Source organism: Streptomyces sp. NPDC090127 (assembly GCF_044746945.1).
Classification (GTDB): Bacteria; Actinomycetota; Actinomycetes; order Streptomycetales; family Streptomycetaceae; genus Streptomyces.
The window spans coordinates 1-17,974 of sequence record NZ_JBIVDE010000010.1; the positions used below are offsets into that span (position 1 = coordinate 1).

Consider the following 17,974-nt stretch of genomic DNA (forward strand, 5'->3'; position numbering starts at 1 on the left):
AAACGCCCGGTTACATTCCGAACCCGGAAGCTAAGCCTTTCAGCGCCGATGGTACTGCAGGGGGGACCCTGTGGGAGAGTAGGACGCCGCCGAACTCCCGCCCTTTTAGCTCAGTCGGTAGAGCGTCTCCATGGTAAGGAGAAGGTCAACGGTTCGATTCCGTTAAAGGGCTCCAGTGAAACAGAAGAAGGCCCCCGCCTCATGGCGGGGGCCTTCTTTGTTTTGTAGAACATTGTCAGGTTCGGGGCGCGAGAGGGAGCCGACCATGGATGATGAGATCCGGCTGATCAGCGATGGCGATGGCCTGACGGTCATCGGGAATCAAGCGGCGGTCGAACGCTTCCTTGTCTCTGAAGGGCTGCCGGCGAAGGACCTCGCATCGCGACGGCTCCGAGCCGCCCTTGGCAACTCGGCCGGAGCCACGCAGGGCGCTTCCGAGATCGCCGCCCACTCTGGTCGCTGGGTGAAGCTGACCAAGGAGTCTGCCCAGCGTGTCGACACGTACGGGCTGAGGGAGAGCGCCGCGACCGGCCTCAGTACAGGGGTGCTGAAAGGGGACAGCGGTCAGATCAGAGGATTCGTCGAGTTCGCGAAGGGGTCGTCGGGGCCGCTGCGGACCAATCCGGCGGTTCTGGCCAATGTCGCGGCAGTCATGGCGCAGCTGGCGATGCAGCAGGCCATGGAGGAGATCACCGACTATCTCGCCACGATCGACGAGAAGGTCGACGACGTGCTCCGCGCCCAGAAGGACGCCGCGTTGGCGAGCATGATCGGTGCCGAGCTCGTGATCGAGGAGGCCATGACCATCCGCGAGCAGGTGGGCCGCGTCTCCGAGATCGCGTGGTCGAAGGTGCAGAACACGCCGGGGACGATCGCGGCGACCCAGGGGTACGCGTTGCGTCAGCTCGACGCGCTCGCGGAGAAGATGGAGCGCAAGGCCAAGATCGGTGATCTCGCCGCCGCGGCCAGGGAGGCCGAGTCCAGGGCTCCTGAGTGGCTCGCCGTTCTCGCTCGGTGCTTCCAACTGCAGGACGCGATCGCCGTACTCGAACTGGACCGGGTGGTGGACGCAGCTCCGGACGAGCTGGACCGGCATCGGCTCGGGATCCGGATCGCCCGGCAGAACCGCATGGATCTGATCTCGCGGAGCACCGAGCGTCTGGTGGCGCGGATGCATGCGGCCGCCGGCGAGGCCAACGCCAAGGTGCTGTTGCACCCGGCCAAGTCCCCGGCCGTGGTCCAGTCGAGCAACCACGTCGTGACCGGTGTCGATGACTTCCACGGGCGGCTCGGGATCGAGTCGGGCCGTCGTCCGTCCGAGACGCGACGATGGGCGGCCGCGGCGGCGGAGGCGAAGGACAGGGCGTTCGAGGCAGGGGCGAACGGGGTCGGTGCGGCCAGGAGCCTCGGCAGCGGGACTCTCGACAGGGCTGGGTCGATGAAGGACAAGCTCGCCGGCGGGATCGCCGAGCGGGCGCTCCGTCGGCGCCGGGACACGGAGGGAGGCTGAGAGCCGCCCTCCGGCCGGCCGGTCCTCTGCTGTCAGTCCGTGGGGAGGGGCTCCGGGATGCGCATGGCCAGGATGGCCATGTCGTCGGACGCGGGTTCCTGGGCGAAACGCTCCACGGCTCGCAGGACTCGGGCCGCGACCGCGCCGGCGGTGAGGCCCGTGCAGGTCTTGAGGACCTCGGCCAGGCCGTCGTCGCCGAGCATGCGCGTGCCCTCGCGGCGTTCGGTGACGCCGTCGGTGACGCAGAGCAGGACGTCGCCCGGTTCGAGGGTGATGTTCTGCTCGTACAGCTCCAGGTCGTCGATGACGCCGAGGAGCGGCTGCGGGTCGGCGGCCGGGACGACCGTGCCGTTCTGACGCAGACGCAGCGGCAGGGGGTGGCCGGCGCAGACGACCTTGAGGAGGGCCGAGCCGTCCTCCTGGGGCCAGAGCTCTCCGTACAGGAGCGTCAGGAAGCGGCTGCGGGCGCCCTCGTCGAGGATCGCCGCGTTGAGGCGCTCCAGGACCGCCGGGCCGCCGAAGCCCTCGCGGGCCAGTAGGCGCAGCGCGTGGCGGGCCAGGCCCGTGACGGCGGCGGCCTCCGGGCCCGTACCGCAGACGTCACCGATGGCGAAGCCGTAGGCGTTGTCGCGGATCGGGAAGAGATCGTAGAAGTCTCCGCCGACCTCGTTGCCCTCGCCGGCCGCGCGGTAGATGACCTCGACCTCGACGTTCTCGATCTGAGGGAGGCCCGGGGGCAGCAGGCTGCGCTGGAGGGACTGGCTGATCGCCATGCGCTCCGAGTAGAGGCGGGCGTTGTCCAGGGCGAGCGCGGCTCGGCGGGAGAGGTCCTCGGCGAGCTCCAGGATCTCCTGGCGGAAGTGGTCGTCGGAGGGCTTGCCCAGGGTGAGCATGCCGATGACGCGGTTGCGGGCCACCAGGGGCAGCACCACCGTCTCGCCGCCCACGGCCGCGGCCGTGGCGAGGGTGGTGTCGATGCCGGAGGACAACGGGCCGCTCCCCTGGCCGAGTTCGCGCATCGAGGTGGAGAGCGCGGCGCGGTGGGCCGCCTCGGCGGGGGCCGCCCAGACGCGGGCTCCCGGGGTGGGCACCGGGTCCGGTGGGGCGATCGTGGACAGCAGGGCCTTGAGGCCGTCGATGCGGTCCTCGTCCTCGTGCAGGACGTACGAGAGGTACGGGTCCGAGGCCTGGTCGGCGATGGTGTAGACGGCGCACCAGGTGGCGAGGGTGGGGACGGTCATCTGGGCCATGAGGGCCAGGGTCTGGTCGCGGTCGAGGGTGCCGGCCAGCAGGTCGGAGGCCTCGACGAGGAAGCTGAGGGAACCGCGGCGGAGGCGTTCGAGCTCGCCGAGGCGGGCCGACTCGACGGCGAGGGCGATGCGGTCGGCGGCGAACTGGAGGCGCAGGGCCTCCTCGTTGGAGTACCGGTTGGAGCTCTCGGCGGCGACGCCGAGGGAGCCGGTGAGGCGGCCCTCGACCTTCAGGGGCACCGTGACGACGGAGCGCATGCCGGTGCCTTCGAGGAGCGGGACGGCGCCGGGGACGGCCGCCAGGTCCTCGTGGACGGCCGGCATCCGGGCGGAGCCGTAACGGCTGGCACCGGTCTCGACGGGGACGCGGGCGAAGCGCTGGCGTGCGGAGGGGAGACCGGTGGTGGCCCGGACCTCCAGTTCCGTCTCGTCGTCGGTGGCGAGCAGGAGGAAGGCGGAGTCGCCGTCGAGCATGTCGCGGGCGCGCTCCACCGTGCGCTGGAGGAGGCCGTCGAGGTCGTCGGGGGCCGGGGAGCCGATGAAGACCTCGAAGGGGTCCGTGGCGCGGCTCTCGGCGCCGGAGTCGGAGACCGCGGGGCGCTGGGGGGTCTGGAGGACGGCCCGTTCGTACTCCCGTACCAGGAGACAGACCGTCGAGGGTTCGCCCTCCGCGTCGCGGACGCGCAGGTGGGAGGCGTAGACCGGGATGATGCGGCCGTCGGCGCAGCGGATGCCGTAGCTGCCCTCCCAGCGGGAGAGGCGGAGGGCCTCGGCGAGGCCGGTGCCGATGCCGGGGGTGTGCGGCCAGGCGGCCAGGTCGCCGAGGGGTTTGCCGGTGACCTGCTCGGACGCGTACCCGAAGAGCTCTTCGGCGTCCTCGTTCCAGGAGGTGATGGCCCCGCCGCGGTCGATCTGGGCGACGGCGACGCGGACGCGGCTGTCGGCGACCGGGAGGAGGGCGTCGGGGAGGACCGGTCCCGCGGAGCGGGTGCCGATCGCGCGCTCGGGGAGGTCGAGCTGGAACCAGACGCGTTTGTGCGTGGGGGTGTACTCGACGCCCCAGCGGGTGGCGAGGGCCGCGCACAGGAGCAGCCCCCGGCCGTTCTCGCGGTCGGGGTGGGCCACCACGGCGCGGCCGCCCTGGACGGGGATCTCGCGCTCGGGGTAGCGGTCGGCCACCTCGACGCGGATGCCGTCCTCGCTGCGCAGGCACAGGACGTCGGCCGCGGTGCCGGCGTGGATGACGGCGTTGGTGACGAGCTCGCTGGTCAGGACGACGGCGTCGTCGACGACCTCGGCGTACCCCCAGCCCTGGAGGGTGTCCCGTACGAAGGCCCGGGCCGTCGCGACGGACCGCCCGACGGGGTCGAAGGTGGCAGCCGCCCGCGCGGTGATCACAGAACTCCTCGTACGCGTTTCGACGCCCGGCTCCGCCATGGTCGGTCTGCCCCTCCCGCTGCGCCCGGTGGTCGATTCGCGCCACCCCGCCCCCGCCGGGCGGACCGGGGCGGTTGGACAGCCGGATGCCAGGTTACTTACCTTCGCTGTCCGAGCGGATGCCGGTCACCGCTGTTTCCGTCTCCCGGGTGTGGGGACGCTATGCGAAGCTGCCGAACTGTTATCGCCAGGTCCGGCTGCGGTGAAACACTGGGCAGGCTTGTGGTGACAGCCCGGGCAGGACGGTCAACCCCTTCGGGAGGGACACGGTGGAGTCTGGCACGGCGGCGCGGCGTGGCGGCGGCGGCACGACGCGCGCGAAGGGCGGACGGCCCCGGAGCGGTGAGACGGTGCAGGTGGACGCGGCGGCCATGGAGCGGCTGCTCGCTGCCCTGGTCTCGATGCGGGACGGCAATTTCCGCAAACGCCTGACCGTGTCCGGCGACGGGATGATGGCGGAGATCTCCGCCGTCTTCAACGAGGTCGCCGACCGGCAGACGCAGCTGACCGGCGAGTTGTCGCGGGTCAGGCGCATGGTCGGGCGCGAGGGCAAGCTGTCGGAGCGCCTGGAGGCGGGGCCAAGCGAGGGTGCCTGGCTGGCGGCGATCGAGGCCGCGAACGCGCTCGTCGACGACATGACGCGGCCCGTGTCCGAGGTGGGTCGGGTGCTGTCGGCGGTGGCCGAGGGTGATCTGGCTCAGCGGATGGACCTGCGGTCGGACGGGCAGGAGGGGCGGCCGCTGCGCGGCGAGTTCCTGAAGGTCGCCCGGACCGTGAACAACCTGGTCGACCAGTTGTCCGCGTTCACGGACGAGGTGACGCGGGTCGCGCTGGAGGTCGGTACGGAGGGCATTCTGGGCGGTCAGGCCCAGGTGCGCGGTATGTCCGGTTCGTGGAAGGACCTCACGGATTCGGTCAACACGATGGCGTACCGGCTGACCGCGCAGGTACGTGACATTGCTCTCGTGACGACGGCCGTGGCCCGGGGTGACCTGTCCAACAAGGTCACGGTTCATGTGGCCGGCGAGATGTTGGAGCTGAAGAACACCGTCAACACGATGGTGGACCAGCTCTCCTCCTTCTCCTCCGAGGTGACCCGGGTCGCCCGTGAGGTGGGTACCGAGGGCGAGCTGGGCGGTCAGGCCGAGGTCGCCGGGGTCGGCGGTGTGTGGAAGGACCTGACCGATTCCGTCAACACGATGGCGGGAAATCTCACCAATCAGGTGAGGGGTATCGCCGAGGTGACGACGGCGGTCGCCAACGGCGATCTGTCCCAGAAGGTCACGGTCAGCGCGCGCGGCGAGGTCGCGCAGCTCGCGGACACCATCAACCAGATGACCGAGACGCTGCGGACGTTCGCCGACGAGGTGACCCGCGTGGCGAGCGAGGTGGGCGCCGAGGGTGCGCTCGGCGGGCAGGCCCAGGTGCCGGGTGCCGCCGGTACGTGGAAGGACCTGACCGATTCGGTCAACACGGTCTTCCGGAACATCACCACGCAGGTGCGGGACATCGCGCAGGTGACGACCGCGGTCGCCAACGGTGACCTGTCGCAGAAGGTCACCGTCGACGTGGCCGGCGAGATGCTGGAGCTGAAGAACACCGTCAACACGATGGTGGACCAGCTGTCGGCGTTCGGTTCCGAGGTGACGCGGGTCGCGCGGGAGGTCGGTGTCGAGGGTCTGCTCGGCGGCCAGGCGCACGTCCCGGGCGCGGCGGGGACGTGGAAGGACCTGACCGACTCGGTGAACACGGCGTTCCGCAACCTGACGGGTCAGGTGCGGGACATCGCGCAGGTGACGACGGCGGTCGCCAACGGCGATCTGTCGCAGAAGGTCACCGTCGACGTGGCCGGCGAGATGCTGGAGCTGAAGAACACCGTCAACACGATGGTGTCCCAGCTGTCCAACTTCGCCGACCAGGTGACGCGGATGGCGCGTGACGTGGGCACGGAGGGCCGCCTCGGCGGTCAGGCGCGGGTCGACGGCGTCTCCGGTACCTGGAAGGAACTCACCGACTCCGTCAACTTCATGGCCGGCAACCTGACGTCCCAGGTGCGGCAGATCGCCCAGGTGACGACGGCGGTGGCGCGGGGCGACCTGTCGCAGAAGATCGACGTGGACGCGCGCGGCGAGATCCTGGAGTTGAAGAACACCATCAACACGATGGTCGACCAGCTGTCCGCGTTCGCCGAGCAGGTGACCCGGGTGGCCCGTGAGGTGGGCACGGACGGCCGTCTCGGCGGGCAGGCGCAGGTGCCGGGCGTCGCCGGTGTGTGGCGCGATCTGACCGACTCGGTGAACGGCATGGCGGGGAACCTCACCGCCCAGGTCCGTAACATCGCGCAGGTCGCCACGGCGGTCGCGCGCGGTGACCTGTCGCAGAAGATCGACGTGGACGCGCGCGGCGAGATCCTGGAGCTGAAGAACACCCTCAACACCATGGTCGACCAGCTCTCCAGCTTCGCGGAGCAGGTGACGCGGGTGGCCCGTGAGGTGGGTACGGAGGGAATCCTGGGCGGTCAGGCCGAGGTGCAGGGGGTCTCCGGCACCTGGAAGGACCTCACCCAGTCCGTGAACTTCATGGCCAACAACCTGACCTCGCAGGTGCGGAACATCGCCGAGGTCACGACGGCGGTCGCCAAGGGCGATCTGTCGAAGAAGATCACCGTCGACGCCAAGGGCGAGATCCTGGAGCTGGTGACGACCGTCAACACGATGGTCGACCAGCTGTCCAACTTCGCGGACGAGGTCACGCGCGTGGCCCGCGAGGTGGGTACGGAGGGCATCCTCGGCGGCCAGGCACGGGTGCGCGGGGTCACGGGCATCTGGAAGGACCTGAGCGACAACGTCAACCTGATGGCCAACAACCTGACCAGTCAGGTGCGGAACATCTCCCGGGTCTCCTCGGCGGTCGCCAACGGCGACCTGACGAAGAAGGTGACGGTCGAGGCGCGCGGCGAGGTCGCCGAGCTCGCCGACACCGTCAACACGATGGTGACGACCCTGTCGTCCTTCGCCGACGAGGTGACCCGTGTCGCCCGCGAGGTGGGCACGGAGGGCGAGCTGGGCGGCCAGGCGCGGGTGCCGGGCGTCTCGGGCACCTGGAAGGACCTGACCGAGTCGGTGAACTCGATGGCGTCGAACCTGACGGGTCAGGTGCGTCAGATCGCCGCCGTCACGACCGCCATCGCCAAGGGCGACCTCACCAAGAAGATCGACATCGACGCGCGCGGTGAGATCCAGGAGCTGAAGAACACCATCAACACGATGGTCGACCAGCTGTCCTCCTTCGCCGAGGAGGTCACGCGCGTGGCCCGTGAGGTGGGTACGGAGGGCATCCTCGGCGGCCAGGCCCGGGTCCGGGACGTCGACGGCACCTGGCGCGACCTGACCGAGTCCGTGAACGAGATGGCCGGGAACCTGACCCGGCAGGTGCGCGCGATCGCGGCCGTCGCCACGGCGGTGACCCGCGGCGATCTGAACCTGAAGATCGACGGTGTGGACGCGGCGGGCGAGATCCAGGCGCTCCAGGACAACATCAACACCATGATCGCCAACCTGCGCGACACCACCCTCGCCAACGAGGAGCAGGACTGGCTCAAGGGCAACCTGGCCCGGATCTCCGGCCTGATGCAGGGCCGGCGCGATCTGGACGACGTCGCCTCGCTCATCATGAGCGAGCTGACCCCGGTCGTCTCCGCGCAGCACGGCGCCTTCTTCGTGGCGGTACCGACCGGTTCCGCGACCGGCGGAGCCGAACTCGGGCGGCTGGGGGAGAGCGCGTACGAGCTGCGGATGCGCGGCAGTTACGGCTACTCCGCCGGTTCCATGCCCACCTCCTTCCGGCCCGGTGAGACGCTCATCGGGACGGCGGCCGAGGAGAAGCGGACGATCCAGGTCAATGTGCCGCCGGGCTATCTGAAGATCTCCTCCGGGCTCGGCGAGGCCGCCCCGGCGCACGTGATCGTCCTTCCCGTCCTCTTCGAGGGGAAGGTGCTCGGCGTGATCGAGCTGGCCTCCTTCCAGCCGTTCACCCAGATCCAGCGGGACTTCCTCAACCAGCTCGCCGAGCTGATCGCCACCACGGTCAACACCATCAGCGTCAACACCAAGACCGAGGTGCTGCTCAAGCAGTCGCAGGAGCTGACCGAGCAGCTGCGCGAGCGGTCCGCGGAGCTGGAGCACCGGCAGAAGGAGCTCCAGGGCTCCAACGCCGAGCTGGAGGAGAAGGCCGAGCTGCTCGCCCGGCAGAACCGGGACATCGAGGTGAAGAACACCGAGATCGAGGAGGCCCGGCAGGTCCTGGAGGAGCGCGCCGAACAGCTCGCCGTCTCCATGCGGTACAAGTCCGAGTTCCTGGCCAACATGTCGCACGAGCTGCGCACCCCGCTCAACTCGCTGCTGATCCTGGCCAAGTTGCTCGCCGACAACGCGGACCACAACCTCTCGCCCAAGCAGGTCGAGTTCGCCGAGACCATCCACGGCGCAGGCTCCGACCTGCTCCAGCTCATCAACGACATCCTCGACCTGTCCAAGGTCGAGGCCGGCAAGATGGACGTCTCCCCGACCCGGATCGCGCTCGTCCAGCTCGTGGACTACGTGGAGGCCACCTTCCGGCCGCTGACCGCGGAGAAGGGCCTCGACTTCTCGGTCCGGGTCTCGCCCGAACTGCCCGCCACGCTGCACACCGACGAGCAGCGGCTGCTCCAGGTGCTGCGCAACCTGCTGTCCAACGCGGTGAAGTTCACCGACTCGGGCGCCGTGGAGCTGGTCATCCGGCCGGCCGGGACGGACGTGCCGCAGTCGATCCGCGAGCAGCTCCTGGAGTCCGGTTCGCTGCGCGACCCGGAGGCCGACCTGATCGCGTTCTCGGTGACCGACACCGGTATCGGGATCGCGGCCGGGAAGATGCGGGTGATCTTCGAGGCGTTCAAGCAGGCGGACGGGACGACCAGCCGCAAGTACGGCGGTACGGGTCTGGGTCTGTCGATCAGCCGGGAGATCGCACGGTTGCTCGGCGGCGAGATCTACGCGGCGAGCGAGCCGGGCCGCGGCTCCACCTTCACGCTCTACCTGCCGCTGAGCCCCAGCGAGCTGCCGCCGCACGGCTACGGGGCGGGGGAGCAGGGGGCGACGGAGTCGCGCGCGGAGACGGACGACGGCTCGGTCGACGAGATCCTGCCCCCCTTCCCGCCCTCGCCCATGGCGGCCGATCTGCGCTCCGGCGCGGGCGCGCTGTTCCGGCACCGCCGCAAGGCGGTGCAGCAGGCGTCGCCCGACGAGCGGCAGCCCGCGCTGCCGGGTCGGGCCGCGTGGAACGGCCAGGCAGCCGAGCAGGCGCCGGCCGACGACGACCGGGTGGAGTCCGAGCCGCGCCGTACGTTCCTGTTCAGCGGCGAGAAGGTGCTGATCGTGGACGACGACATCCGTAACGTCTTCGCGCTCACCAGCGTGTTGGAGCAGCACGGGCTCGCGGTGCTGTACGCGGAGAACGGCCGCGAGGGCATCGAGGTGCTGGAGCAGCACGACGATGTGACGGTCGTTCTGATGGACATCATGATGCCCGAGATGGACGGATACGCGACGACGACCGCGATCCGGCGGATGCCGCAGTTCGCGGGGCTGCCGATCATCGCGCTCACCGCGAAGGCGATGAAGGGCGACCGGGAGAAGGCCATCGAGTCGGGCGCCTCCGACTACGTCACCAAGCCGGTCGACCCCGATCACCTGCTGTCGGTGATGGAGGAGTGGATGCGCGGAAACGAAACGGAGGGTTGTTGACGCACTGTCGCCGCAGGCGTGTGAGAGGTCGGGATACGGGGAACCTTCTGGTCTCTCACCACGTTTCTGCTACGTGCACAGTGACATCGTGGTGACAGGGTGTGGCGACAGGCGGGGTGCGGCTACCATGACCGGCACAAGGACGGACGGCGCATGGGAGTCGTCTTCTGGGGCGGCGCCCGGTGCTTCCCTCGGCTCGGCGAGTCGGGGCGAGCCGATGCCGGGGCGAGGAGGACGGGGCATGGTGCAGAAGGCCAAGATCCTCCTGGTCGATGACCGGCCGGAGAATCTGCTGGCGCTGGAGGCCATTCTCTCCGCGCTCGATCAGACGCTGGTACGGGCATCGTCCGGGGAGGAAGCGCTCAAGGCGCTGCTGACCGATGACTTCGCGGTCATTCTGCTGGATGTCCAGATGCCAGGAATGGACGGATTCGAGACCGCGGCACACATCAAGCGGCGGGAGCGGACCCGGGACATCCCGATCATCTTCCTCACCGCGATCAACCACGGGCCGCACCACACCTTCCGGGGATACGCGGCGGGCGCGGTGGACTACATCTCCAAGCCCTTCGACCCCTGGGTGCTGCGCGCCAAGGTCTCGGTCTTCGTCGAGCTGTACATGAAGAACTGCCAGCTGCGCGAGCAGGCGGCGCTGTTGCGGCTCCAGCTGGAGGGCGGCGGCTCCGGAGGGCACGCGAAGGAGTCGGCAGGCCTTCTCGCCGAGCTCTCCGCGCGTCTCGCGGCGGTCGAGGAGCAGGCCGAGGCGCTGTCCAAGCAGCTCGACGACGACTCGGCCGACGCGGCCGCCGTCGCCACCGCCGCCCATCTGGAGCGCAAGCTCACCGGTCTTCGGCGAGCCCTGGACGCGCTGGAGCCCGGTGCGGGCGGCCCGCCCGTACTGCCTTCGCAGAGCTGACGTTCCGTCAAGGTGCGACCGCCCGGAGTGATCGGGCGTCAGTTTCGCGCCCTCGTAGGGGCGACACGAACGGGTGAGCCCGGATGGGCACGTGTCCGAGGCGGCTCACACCGGTAACCTCAGCATCATGGCCTCACGTACGTCCGGCAAGGGTTCCCAGGGCACGGCGGGCACCGCGAAGCCGCGCGCCGGCCGTACGAGCGGCGCCGCGAAGAAAGCGGCGCCCGCCAAGCCGCCCGCGAAGAAGACCGCGGCGAAGAAAGCCGTACCCGCGAAGCGGGCGCCCGCCAGGAAGAGCGTCGCGAAGAAGGCGGCGCCCAAGCCGGCGCCCTCCCCGACCGGAGGCGTGTACCGGCTGGCGCGCGGGCTCTGGCTCGGACTCGCGCACGGCGTCGGGGCGATGTTCCGGGGCATAGGGCGCGGAGCCAAGGGCCTCGACCCGGCGCACCGCAAGGACGGCTTGGCGCTGCTGCTGCTCGGTGTCGCCCTGATCGTCGCCGCCGGTACGTGGTCCAATCTGCGCGGCCCGGTGGGCGACCTGGTCGAGATGCTCGTCACCGGCGCGTTCGGCCGGCTCGACCTGCTCGTGCCGCTGCTCGTCGGCGCCATCGGCATCCGGCTGATCCTCTATCCGGAGAAGCCCGAGGCCAACGGACGGATCGTCATCGGCCTGTCCGCCCTGGTCATCGGGGTGCTCGGGCAGGTCCACATCGCCTGCGGCTCGCCGGGTCGCGGCGAGGGCACCGAGGCCATGCAGGACGCCGGCGGGCTCATCGGCTGGGCCGCGTCCAAGCCGCTGGTCTTCATGACGGGCGAGGTCCTCGCCGTACCGCTGCTGGTGCTGCTCACGATCTTCGGGCTGCTCGTCGTCACCGCCACCCCCGTCAACGCCATCCCGCAGCGGCTGCGCGCACTCGGCGTCAGGCTCGGCCTGGTCGAGCCGGCGTACGACCCCGAGGCCGAGGCCGAGGGGTACGACGAGGACTGGCGCGAGGCCGAACCGCGGCCCGCCCCCCGCGGTCGGCGCACCACCGCGGGCACCCAGGGGCAGCAGGTCTACGACGTCGACCGGGCCGAGGAGGAGGCGCTCACCACCCGCAGGCGCCCGCGCAGGTCCTCGGTGCAGCCCGCCTTCGACCGGCCCATGGACGCCGTGGACGTCGCCGCCGCGGCCGCCGCCGCCCTCGACGGCGCCGTGCTGAACGGCATGCCGCCCTCGCCGCTGGTCGCCGGACTCACCCGGGACGTCACCGCCGAGCGCGCGGCCGCCGTCGCGGCGGCGGCCGCCGAAGCCGCCGAGACGCAGGAGGCCCCCGGTGCCGCCGGGGCGGCGGGGAACGCCGCGGGAGCCTCCGCCGCGCCGGTCCCCTCCGCGCGCGCCGAGAAGGCCGGGCACGCCGACAAGGGCGGGCGCGCGACCGGAGGCGTACCGGACCTCACCAAGCCCGCGCCCGAGCACTCCGAGCTTCCGCCGCGCGCGGAGCAGCTCCAGCTGGCCGGCGACATCACGTACGCGCTGCCCTCGCTCGACCTGCTGGAGCGTGGCGGGCCGGGCAAGACGCGCAGCGCGGCCAACGACGCCGTGGTGGACTCGCTCTCCACGGTCTTCAGCGAGTTCAAGGTCGACGCGGCCGTCACCGGCTTCACGCGCGGGCCGACGGTCACGCGGTACGAGGTCGAACTCGGCCCGGCCGTGAAGGTCGAGAAGATCACGGCCCTGACGAAGAACATCGCCTACGCCGTCGCCTCCCCGGACGTCCGGATCATCTCGCCGATCCCCGGCAAGTCCGCGGTCGGCATCGAGATCCCGAACTCCGACCGGGAGATGGTCAACCTCGGCGACGTGCTGCGGCTGGCCGCCGCGGCCGAGGACGACCACCCGATGCTGGTCGCGCTCGGCAAGAACGTCGAGGGCGGCTACGAGATGGCCAACCTGGCGAAGATGCCGCACGTCCTGGTCGCCGGTGCCACGGGCTCCGGAAAGTCCTCGTGCATCAACTGCCTGATCACGTCGATCATGATAAGGGCGACCCCCGAGGACGTCCGGATGGTGCTCGTGGACCCCAAGCGGGTCGAGCTCACCGCGTACGAAGGCATCCCGCACCTGATCACGCCGATCATCACCAACCCCAAGCGGGCCGCCGAGGCCCTGCAGTGGGTGGTGCGCGAGATGGACCTGCGCTACGACGACCTGGCCGCCTTCGGCTTCCGGCACATCGACGACTTCAACGCGGCGATCCGCAGCGGCAAGGTCAAGCTGCCCGAGGGCAGCGAGCGCGAGCTGAAGCCCTACCCGTACCTGCTGGTGATCGTGGACGAGCTGGCCGACCTCATGATGGTCGCGCCCCGGGACGTCGAGGACGCCATCGTCCGGATCACCCAGCTGGCCCGTGCGGCCGGCATCCATCTGGTGCTCGCCACCCAGCGGCCGTCGGTCGACGTGGTCACCGGTCTGATCAAGGCGAACGTGCCCTCGCGGCTCGCCTTCGCGACCTCCTCGCTCGCCGACAGCCGGGTCATCCTGGACCAGCCCGGTGCCGAGAAGCTCATCGGAAAGGGTGACGGTCTGTTCCTGCCGATGGGTGCGAACAAGCCCGTCCGGATGCAGGGCGCCTTCGTCACCGAGGCCGAGGTCGCGGCCGTCGTCCAGCACTGCAAGGACCAGATGGCGCCGGTCTTCCGGGACGACGTCACCGTCGGCACCAAGCAGAAGAAGGAGATCGACGAGGAGATCGGCGACGACCTGGACCTGCTCTGCCAGGCCGCCGAGCTGGTCGTCTCCACCCAGTTCGGCTCCACCTCGATGCTCCAGCGCAAGCTGCGCGTCGGCTTCGCCAAGGCCGGCCGGCTGATGGACCTGATGGAGTCGCGGAACATCGTCGGACCGAGCGAGGGATCCAAGGCGCGGGACGTGCTCGTCAAGCCGGACGAGCTGGACGGGGTGCTGGCCGTGATCCGCGGGCAGTCCGAGGAGTGAGACGGGGGCACCGGACGGCGTAGCGCCACGAGTGGTCCTGGCCGGAACGAGACCTGGCCGAGACTCACTCGTAAGGGAACGAGGGCAACCGTTTCCCTTGGTCGTACGTCAAGTTGGAGGGAGGGACAGAAGGATGTCCCAGCCTCATGGCGTACAAACAGGGTCCGCCCGGTTGCCCCACCCTTTCGTACCACCCATAGACTGAACGTCCAGCAGGTGGTTACACGCTCGAAAGGCGCTCTCGTGTCCATCGGCAACTCCCCCGATTCCCCCGAAGACGACCGGAACTCCCCGGCAGACGACCGGGATTCGATCGGTCGTGCCCTCCAGCAGGGCCGGATCGCCGCCGGTCTCACCGTCGACGAGGTCAGTGCCTCCACGCGGGTCCGCATCCCGATCGTGCACGCGATCGAGGAGGACGACTTCTCACGCTGTGGCGGCGACGTCTACGCCCGCGGGCACATCCGTACGCTCGCTCGCGCCGTCGGTCTCGATCCCGCGCCACTGGTCGAGCAGTACGACGACGAACACGGCGGACGGCCCGCGCCGACCCCCGCGGCGCCGCTGTTCGAGGCGGAACGTATCCGCCCCGAGCCGCGCCGCCCCAACTGGACCGCCGCCATGGTGGCCGCCATCGTCGCCGTCGTCGGGTTCGTCGGCTTCACGATGTTCAACGGAACCGACACGAAGGACGGCGCCGGCGCCGTCGCCGAGGGTCCGGCTCCGGAGAAGAAGACCACCAGCCCCACCACGAAGCCGACCCCCACGCCCCCGCGGCCGGTGCCGAGCGCCATCGCGGCGGTGCCGAAGGACAAGGTCACGGTCAAGCTGACCGCGGTCGACGACAAGAGCTGGATCTCGGCCAAGGCCAGTGACGGCAAGCTGCTCTTCGACGGGCTCCTCCTCAAGGGCGAGTCCAAGACCTTCCAGGACGACGAGCGGGTCGACCTGATCCTCGGCAACGCGGGTCCGATCGAGCTCTTCGTGAACGGCAAGAAGATCGAAGAGAAGTTCGAATCCGGCGCCGTCGAGCGGCTCTCCTACGCCAAGGGCGACCCCGAGGCCGGATGATCCCCCGGGCGACCGTCGCGCAGGTGAACCCTGCGCGGCGGGGGTACGGCCGGGACGAAGTAGTCTTGAGCCCATGCCCGAACGCCGTACCGTCGCCCTTGTCACTCTTGGCTGCGCCCGTAACGAGGTGGACTCGGAGGAGCTCGCAGGCCGCTTGGCAGCGGACGGCTGGGAGCTCGTCGAGAACGCCGAGAACGCCGATGTCGCCGTCGTCAACACCTGTGGATTCGTCGAGGCCGCCAAGAAGGACTCCGTCGACGCCCTCCTCGAAGCCAATGATCTGAAGGATCACGGCAGGACCCAGGCCGTCGTCGCGGTCGGCTGCATGGCCGAGCGCTACGGCAAGGAACTCGCCGACGCCCTCCCCGAAGCCGACGGTGTCCTCGGCTTCGACGACTACGCCGACATCTCCGACCGGCTCCAGACCATCCTCAGCGGCGGCAGCGTGGAGGCCCACACCCCGCGCGACCGCCGCAAGCTGCTCCCGCTCTCCCCTGTGGAGCGCCAGCAGGCCGCCACCGAGATCGCCCTCCCGGGCCACGGCGCCGTCGAGGCCCCGGAGAACGTGCCGGCCGACCTGCCCGAGGGCCTCGCGCCGGCCTCGGGGCCGCGCGCCCCGCTCCGCCGCCGGCTGGACCGCAGCCCGGTCGCCTCCGTGAAGCTGGCCTCCGGCTGCGACCGCCGGTGCTCCTTCTGCGCCATCCCGTCCTTCCGCGGCTCCTTCGTCTCGCGGCGGCCCTCCGACGTCCTCAACGAGACGCGCTGGCTCGCAGAGCAGGGTGTGAAGGAGGTCATGCTGGTCTCCGAGAACAACACCTCGTACGGCAAGGACCTCGGTGACATCCGCCTCCTGGAGAGCCTGCTGCCCGACCTCGCGGCCGTGGAGGGCATCGAGCGCGTCCGGGTCAGCTACCTCCAGCCCGCCGAGATGCGGCCCGGCCTCATCGACGTGCTGACCTCGACCGAGAAGGTCGTCCCGTACTTCGACCTGTCCTTCCAGCACAGCGCCCCGGACGTGCTGCGGGCCATGCGCCGCTTCGGCGACACCGACCGCTTCCTGGAGCTCCTGGAGACCATCCGTTCCAAGGCCCCGCAGGCCGGTGCCCGGTCGAACTTCATCGTCGGCTTCCCCGGCGAGACCGAGGCGGACTTCGCCGAGCTGGAACGCTTCATCACCCACGCGCGGCTCGACGCCATCGGCGTCTTCGGCTACTCCGACGAGGACGGCACCGAAGCCGCCACGTACGAGCAGAAGCTCGACCAGGAGGTCGTGGACGAGCGGCTCGCCCACCTCTCGCGGCTCGCCGAGGAGCTCACCGCCCAGCGTGCGGAGGAGCGAATCGGAGAGACCCTTGAAGTACTGGTCGAATCGGTCGACGAGGAGGACGGCGTGGTCGGCCGCGCGGCGCACCAGGCGCCGGAGACGGACGGCCAGGTCGTCATCACCGCGGACTCCGCCGCGAGCCGGGGGCTGACCCCTGGCCGTATGGTCGAGGCGAAGGTCGTGGGCACGGAAGGCGTCGACCTCGTGGCCGAGTGTCTTTTCGAGGAGGCGGGCAGATGACCGGAGTCCCGGCGTCCGCGACGGGCGGGACCGGTAGGCCCGCGCCCGGGGGCAAGCTGGGCTCCGCGGCGGTCAACCAGGCCAGCCTGTGGAACATCGCCAACATCCTCACCATGATCCGCCTGGTGCTCGTGCCGTGCTTCGTGGTGCTGCTGCTCCAGGACGGTGGGCACGACCCCGCCTGGCGCGCCTGGGCCTGGGCCGCGTTCGCCGTCGCCATGATCACGGATGTCTTCGACGGGCATCTGGCGCGGGCGTACAACCTGGTCACCGACTTCGGGAAGATCGCCGACCCGATCGCCGACAAGGCGATCATGGCGGCCGGCCTGATCTGTCTGTCGTCGCTCGGCGACCTGCCGTGGTGGGTGACGGTCGTGATCCTCGCGCGCGAGCTCGGCATCACACTGATGCGGTTCTGGGTGATCCGGCACGGGGTGATTCCGGCCAGCCGCGGCGGCAAGATGAAGACCTTGGCGCAGGGGACGGCGGTCGGGATGTACGTCCTGGTCCTCACCGGTCCACTCGCCACGTTGCGCTTCTGGGTGATGGCTCTCGCCGTCGTGCTGACGGTGGTCACCGGTCTGGACTACGTCCGGCAGGCGATCGTGCTGCGGCGCCGGGGACTGGCGGAGGAGCGGGCGGCACGCTCGGCCTCGGCCTCGGCCCCGGTCTCGGTGGCCGGTGGGTCGGGTGCTTCGGGTGCGTCGGGGGTTCCTGGGGATTCGGGTGCGGCCGGGGTTCCTGGTGGTTCAGGTGCTGTCGGTGGTGCTGAGGGGGCTGCTGAGGCCTCCGAGTCGGGGTCGGCGCAGCCCGTGCCGGGGCCGGCGCAGCCTGTGCCGGGGTCGGCGAGCGGGGCGGAGTCCCCTGAGGTCTCCGCGAGCGACGCCTCCCCGGCGGGTCCCGCGGCGGGGTCGGGGCGATGAACGGGGCCGCCCGCGTGCTGGAGCTGCTCGCGGAGCGTGGTGAGACCGTCGCCGCCGCGGAGTCCCTCACGGGCGGTCTGGTGGCCGCGGAGCTCACGGCCGCACCCGGTGCCTCGGTGGGCTTCCGGGGGTCCGTCACGGCGTACGCGACGGCTCTCAAGCAGGAACTCCTGGATGTGGACGGGACGCTTCTCGTGGAGCGCGGAGCGGTCGACCCCGAGGTCGCGCTCCAGATGGCGGTGGGTGTACGCACTCGGCTCGGCGCCGACTGGGGCGCCGCGACGACCGGTGTGGCCGGGCCCGATCCGCAGGACGGACAGCCCGTCGGCACGGTGTACGTGGCCGTGGCGGGGCCCGTCGGCGCCGGGAAAGTGGTCGCATTGCGGTTGAACGGCGACCGTGCGGAAATCCGTAGAGAGAGCGTACGGAGCGTGCTGGAACTGCTCCACGACGAACTCTCGGGAAATGCGCGGGCACAGGATACGGAACAGAACGGGGGGAATTGATGTTTGCAGCCCTGAGTGAACACGACATCGCTCCCCGCAC

Annotated in this window: 9 protein-coding genes, 1 tRNA gene and 1 rRNA gene; 10 read left to right on the top strand and 1 reads right to left on the bottom strand. The window is 70.3% G+C overall.

Annotated features, from left to right (window positions below):
* The 3 genes from rrf to ACIPPS_RS30295 form a co-directional block, all read left to right on the top strand.
* A 5S ribosomal RNA gene (rrf, locus tag ACIPPS_RS30285) occupies positions 1–95 on the top strand; the annotation flags it as partial.
* A 4-nt stretch (positions 96–99) separates the two neighbouring features.
* A tRNA-Thr gene (locus tag ACIPPS_RS30290) sits at positions 100–175 on the top strand.
* Between the two features lie 90 nt (positions 176–265).
* Complete coding sequence (locus ACIPPS_RS30295) at positions 266–1,510, top strand: hypothetical protein (RefSeq protein ID WP_401438626.1); 1,245 nt, start codon at positions 266–268, stop codon at positions 1,508–1,510.
* A 32-nt stretch (positions 1,511–1,542) separates the two neighbouring features.
* Here ACIPPS_RS30295 and ACIPPS_RS30300 read toward each other — a convergent pair whose 3' ends face one another.
* Complete coding sequence (locus ACIPPS_RS30300) at positions 1,543–4,197, bottom strand: SpoIIE family protein phosphatase (protein ID WP_401438629.1); 2,655 nt, start codon at positions 4,195–4,197, stop codon at positions 1,543–1,545.
* Positions 4,198–4,466: 269 nt separating this feature from the next.
* On the opposite strand from ACIPPS_RS30300, the gene ACIPPS_RS30305 reads away from it, so the two are divergent.
* The 7 genes from ACIPPS_RS30305 to ACIPPS_RS30335 all read left to right on the top strand — a co-directional run bounded on the left by ACIPPS_RS30305 (position 4,467) and on the right by ACIPPS_RS30335 (position 17,934).
* Positions 4,467–9,977, top strand: coding sequence for a HAMP domain-containing protein (locus ACIPPS_RS30305; RefSeq protein WP_401438632.1), 5,511 nt, complete (start codon positions 4,467–4,469; stop codon positions 9,975–9,977).
* 241 nt (positions 9,978–10,218) lie between these two features.
* Positions 10,219–10,893 (top strand): response regulator, encoded by a 675-nt coding sequence (locus ACIPPS_RS30310; protein WP_315893446.1) that lies wholly within the window; start codon positions 10,219–10,221, stop codon positions 10,891–10,893.
* A gap of 127 nt (positions 10,894–11,020) precedes the next feature.
* Entirely contained in the window at positions 11,021–13,870 is a 2,850-nt protein-coding gene (locus tag ACIPPS_RS30315) for a DNA translocase FtsK (RefSeq protein ID WP_401438635.1), read from the top strand.
* A 243-nt stretch (positions 13,871–14,113) separates the two neighbouring features.
* Complete coding sequence (locus ACIPPS_RS30320; protein ID WP_401438638.1) at positions 14,114–14,941, top strand: helix-turn-helix domain-containing protein; 828 nt, start codon at positions 14,114–14,116, stop codon at positions 14,939–14,941.
* A 73-nt stretch (positions 14,942–15,014) separates the two neighbouring features.
* Entirely contained in the window at positions 15,015–16,505 is a 1,491-nt protein-coding gene (gene rimO, locus ACIPPS_RS30325) for a 30S ribosomal protein S12 methylthiotransferase RimO (protein ID WP_401438641.1), read from the top strand.
* On the top strand, positions 16,502–17,428 hold the full coding sequence (pgsA, locus tag ACIPPS_RS30330) for a CDP-diacylglycerol--glycerol-3-phosphate 3-phosphatidyltransferase (protein ID WP_401438644.1): 927 nt from the start codon (positions 16,502–16,504) through the stop codon (positions 17,426–17,428). Before rimO ends, pgsA begins: the two co-directional genes overlap by 4 nt.
* The gene (locus ACIPPS_RS30335; protein ID WP_401438647.1) at positions 17,425–17,934 is read left to right on the top strand and encodes a CinA family protein; all 510 of its coding nucleotides are present in this window, start codon (positions 17,425–17,427) and stop codon (positions 17,932–17,934) included. Before pgsA ends, ACIPPS_RS30335 begins: the two co-directional genes overlap by 4 nt.
* Positions 17,935–17,974 lie beyond the last annotated feature (40 nt).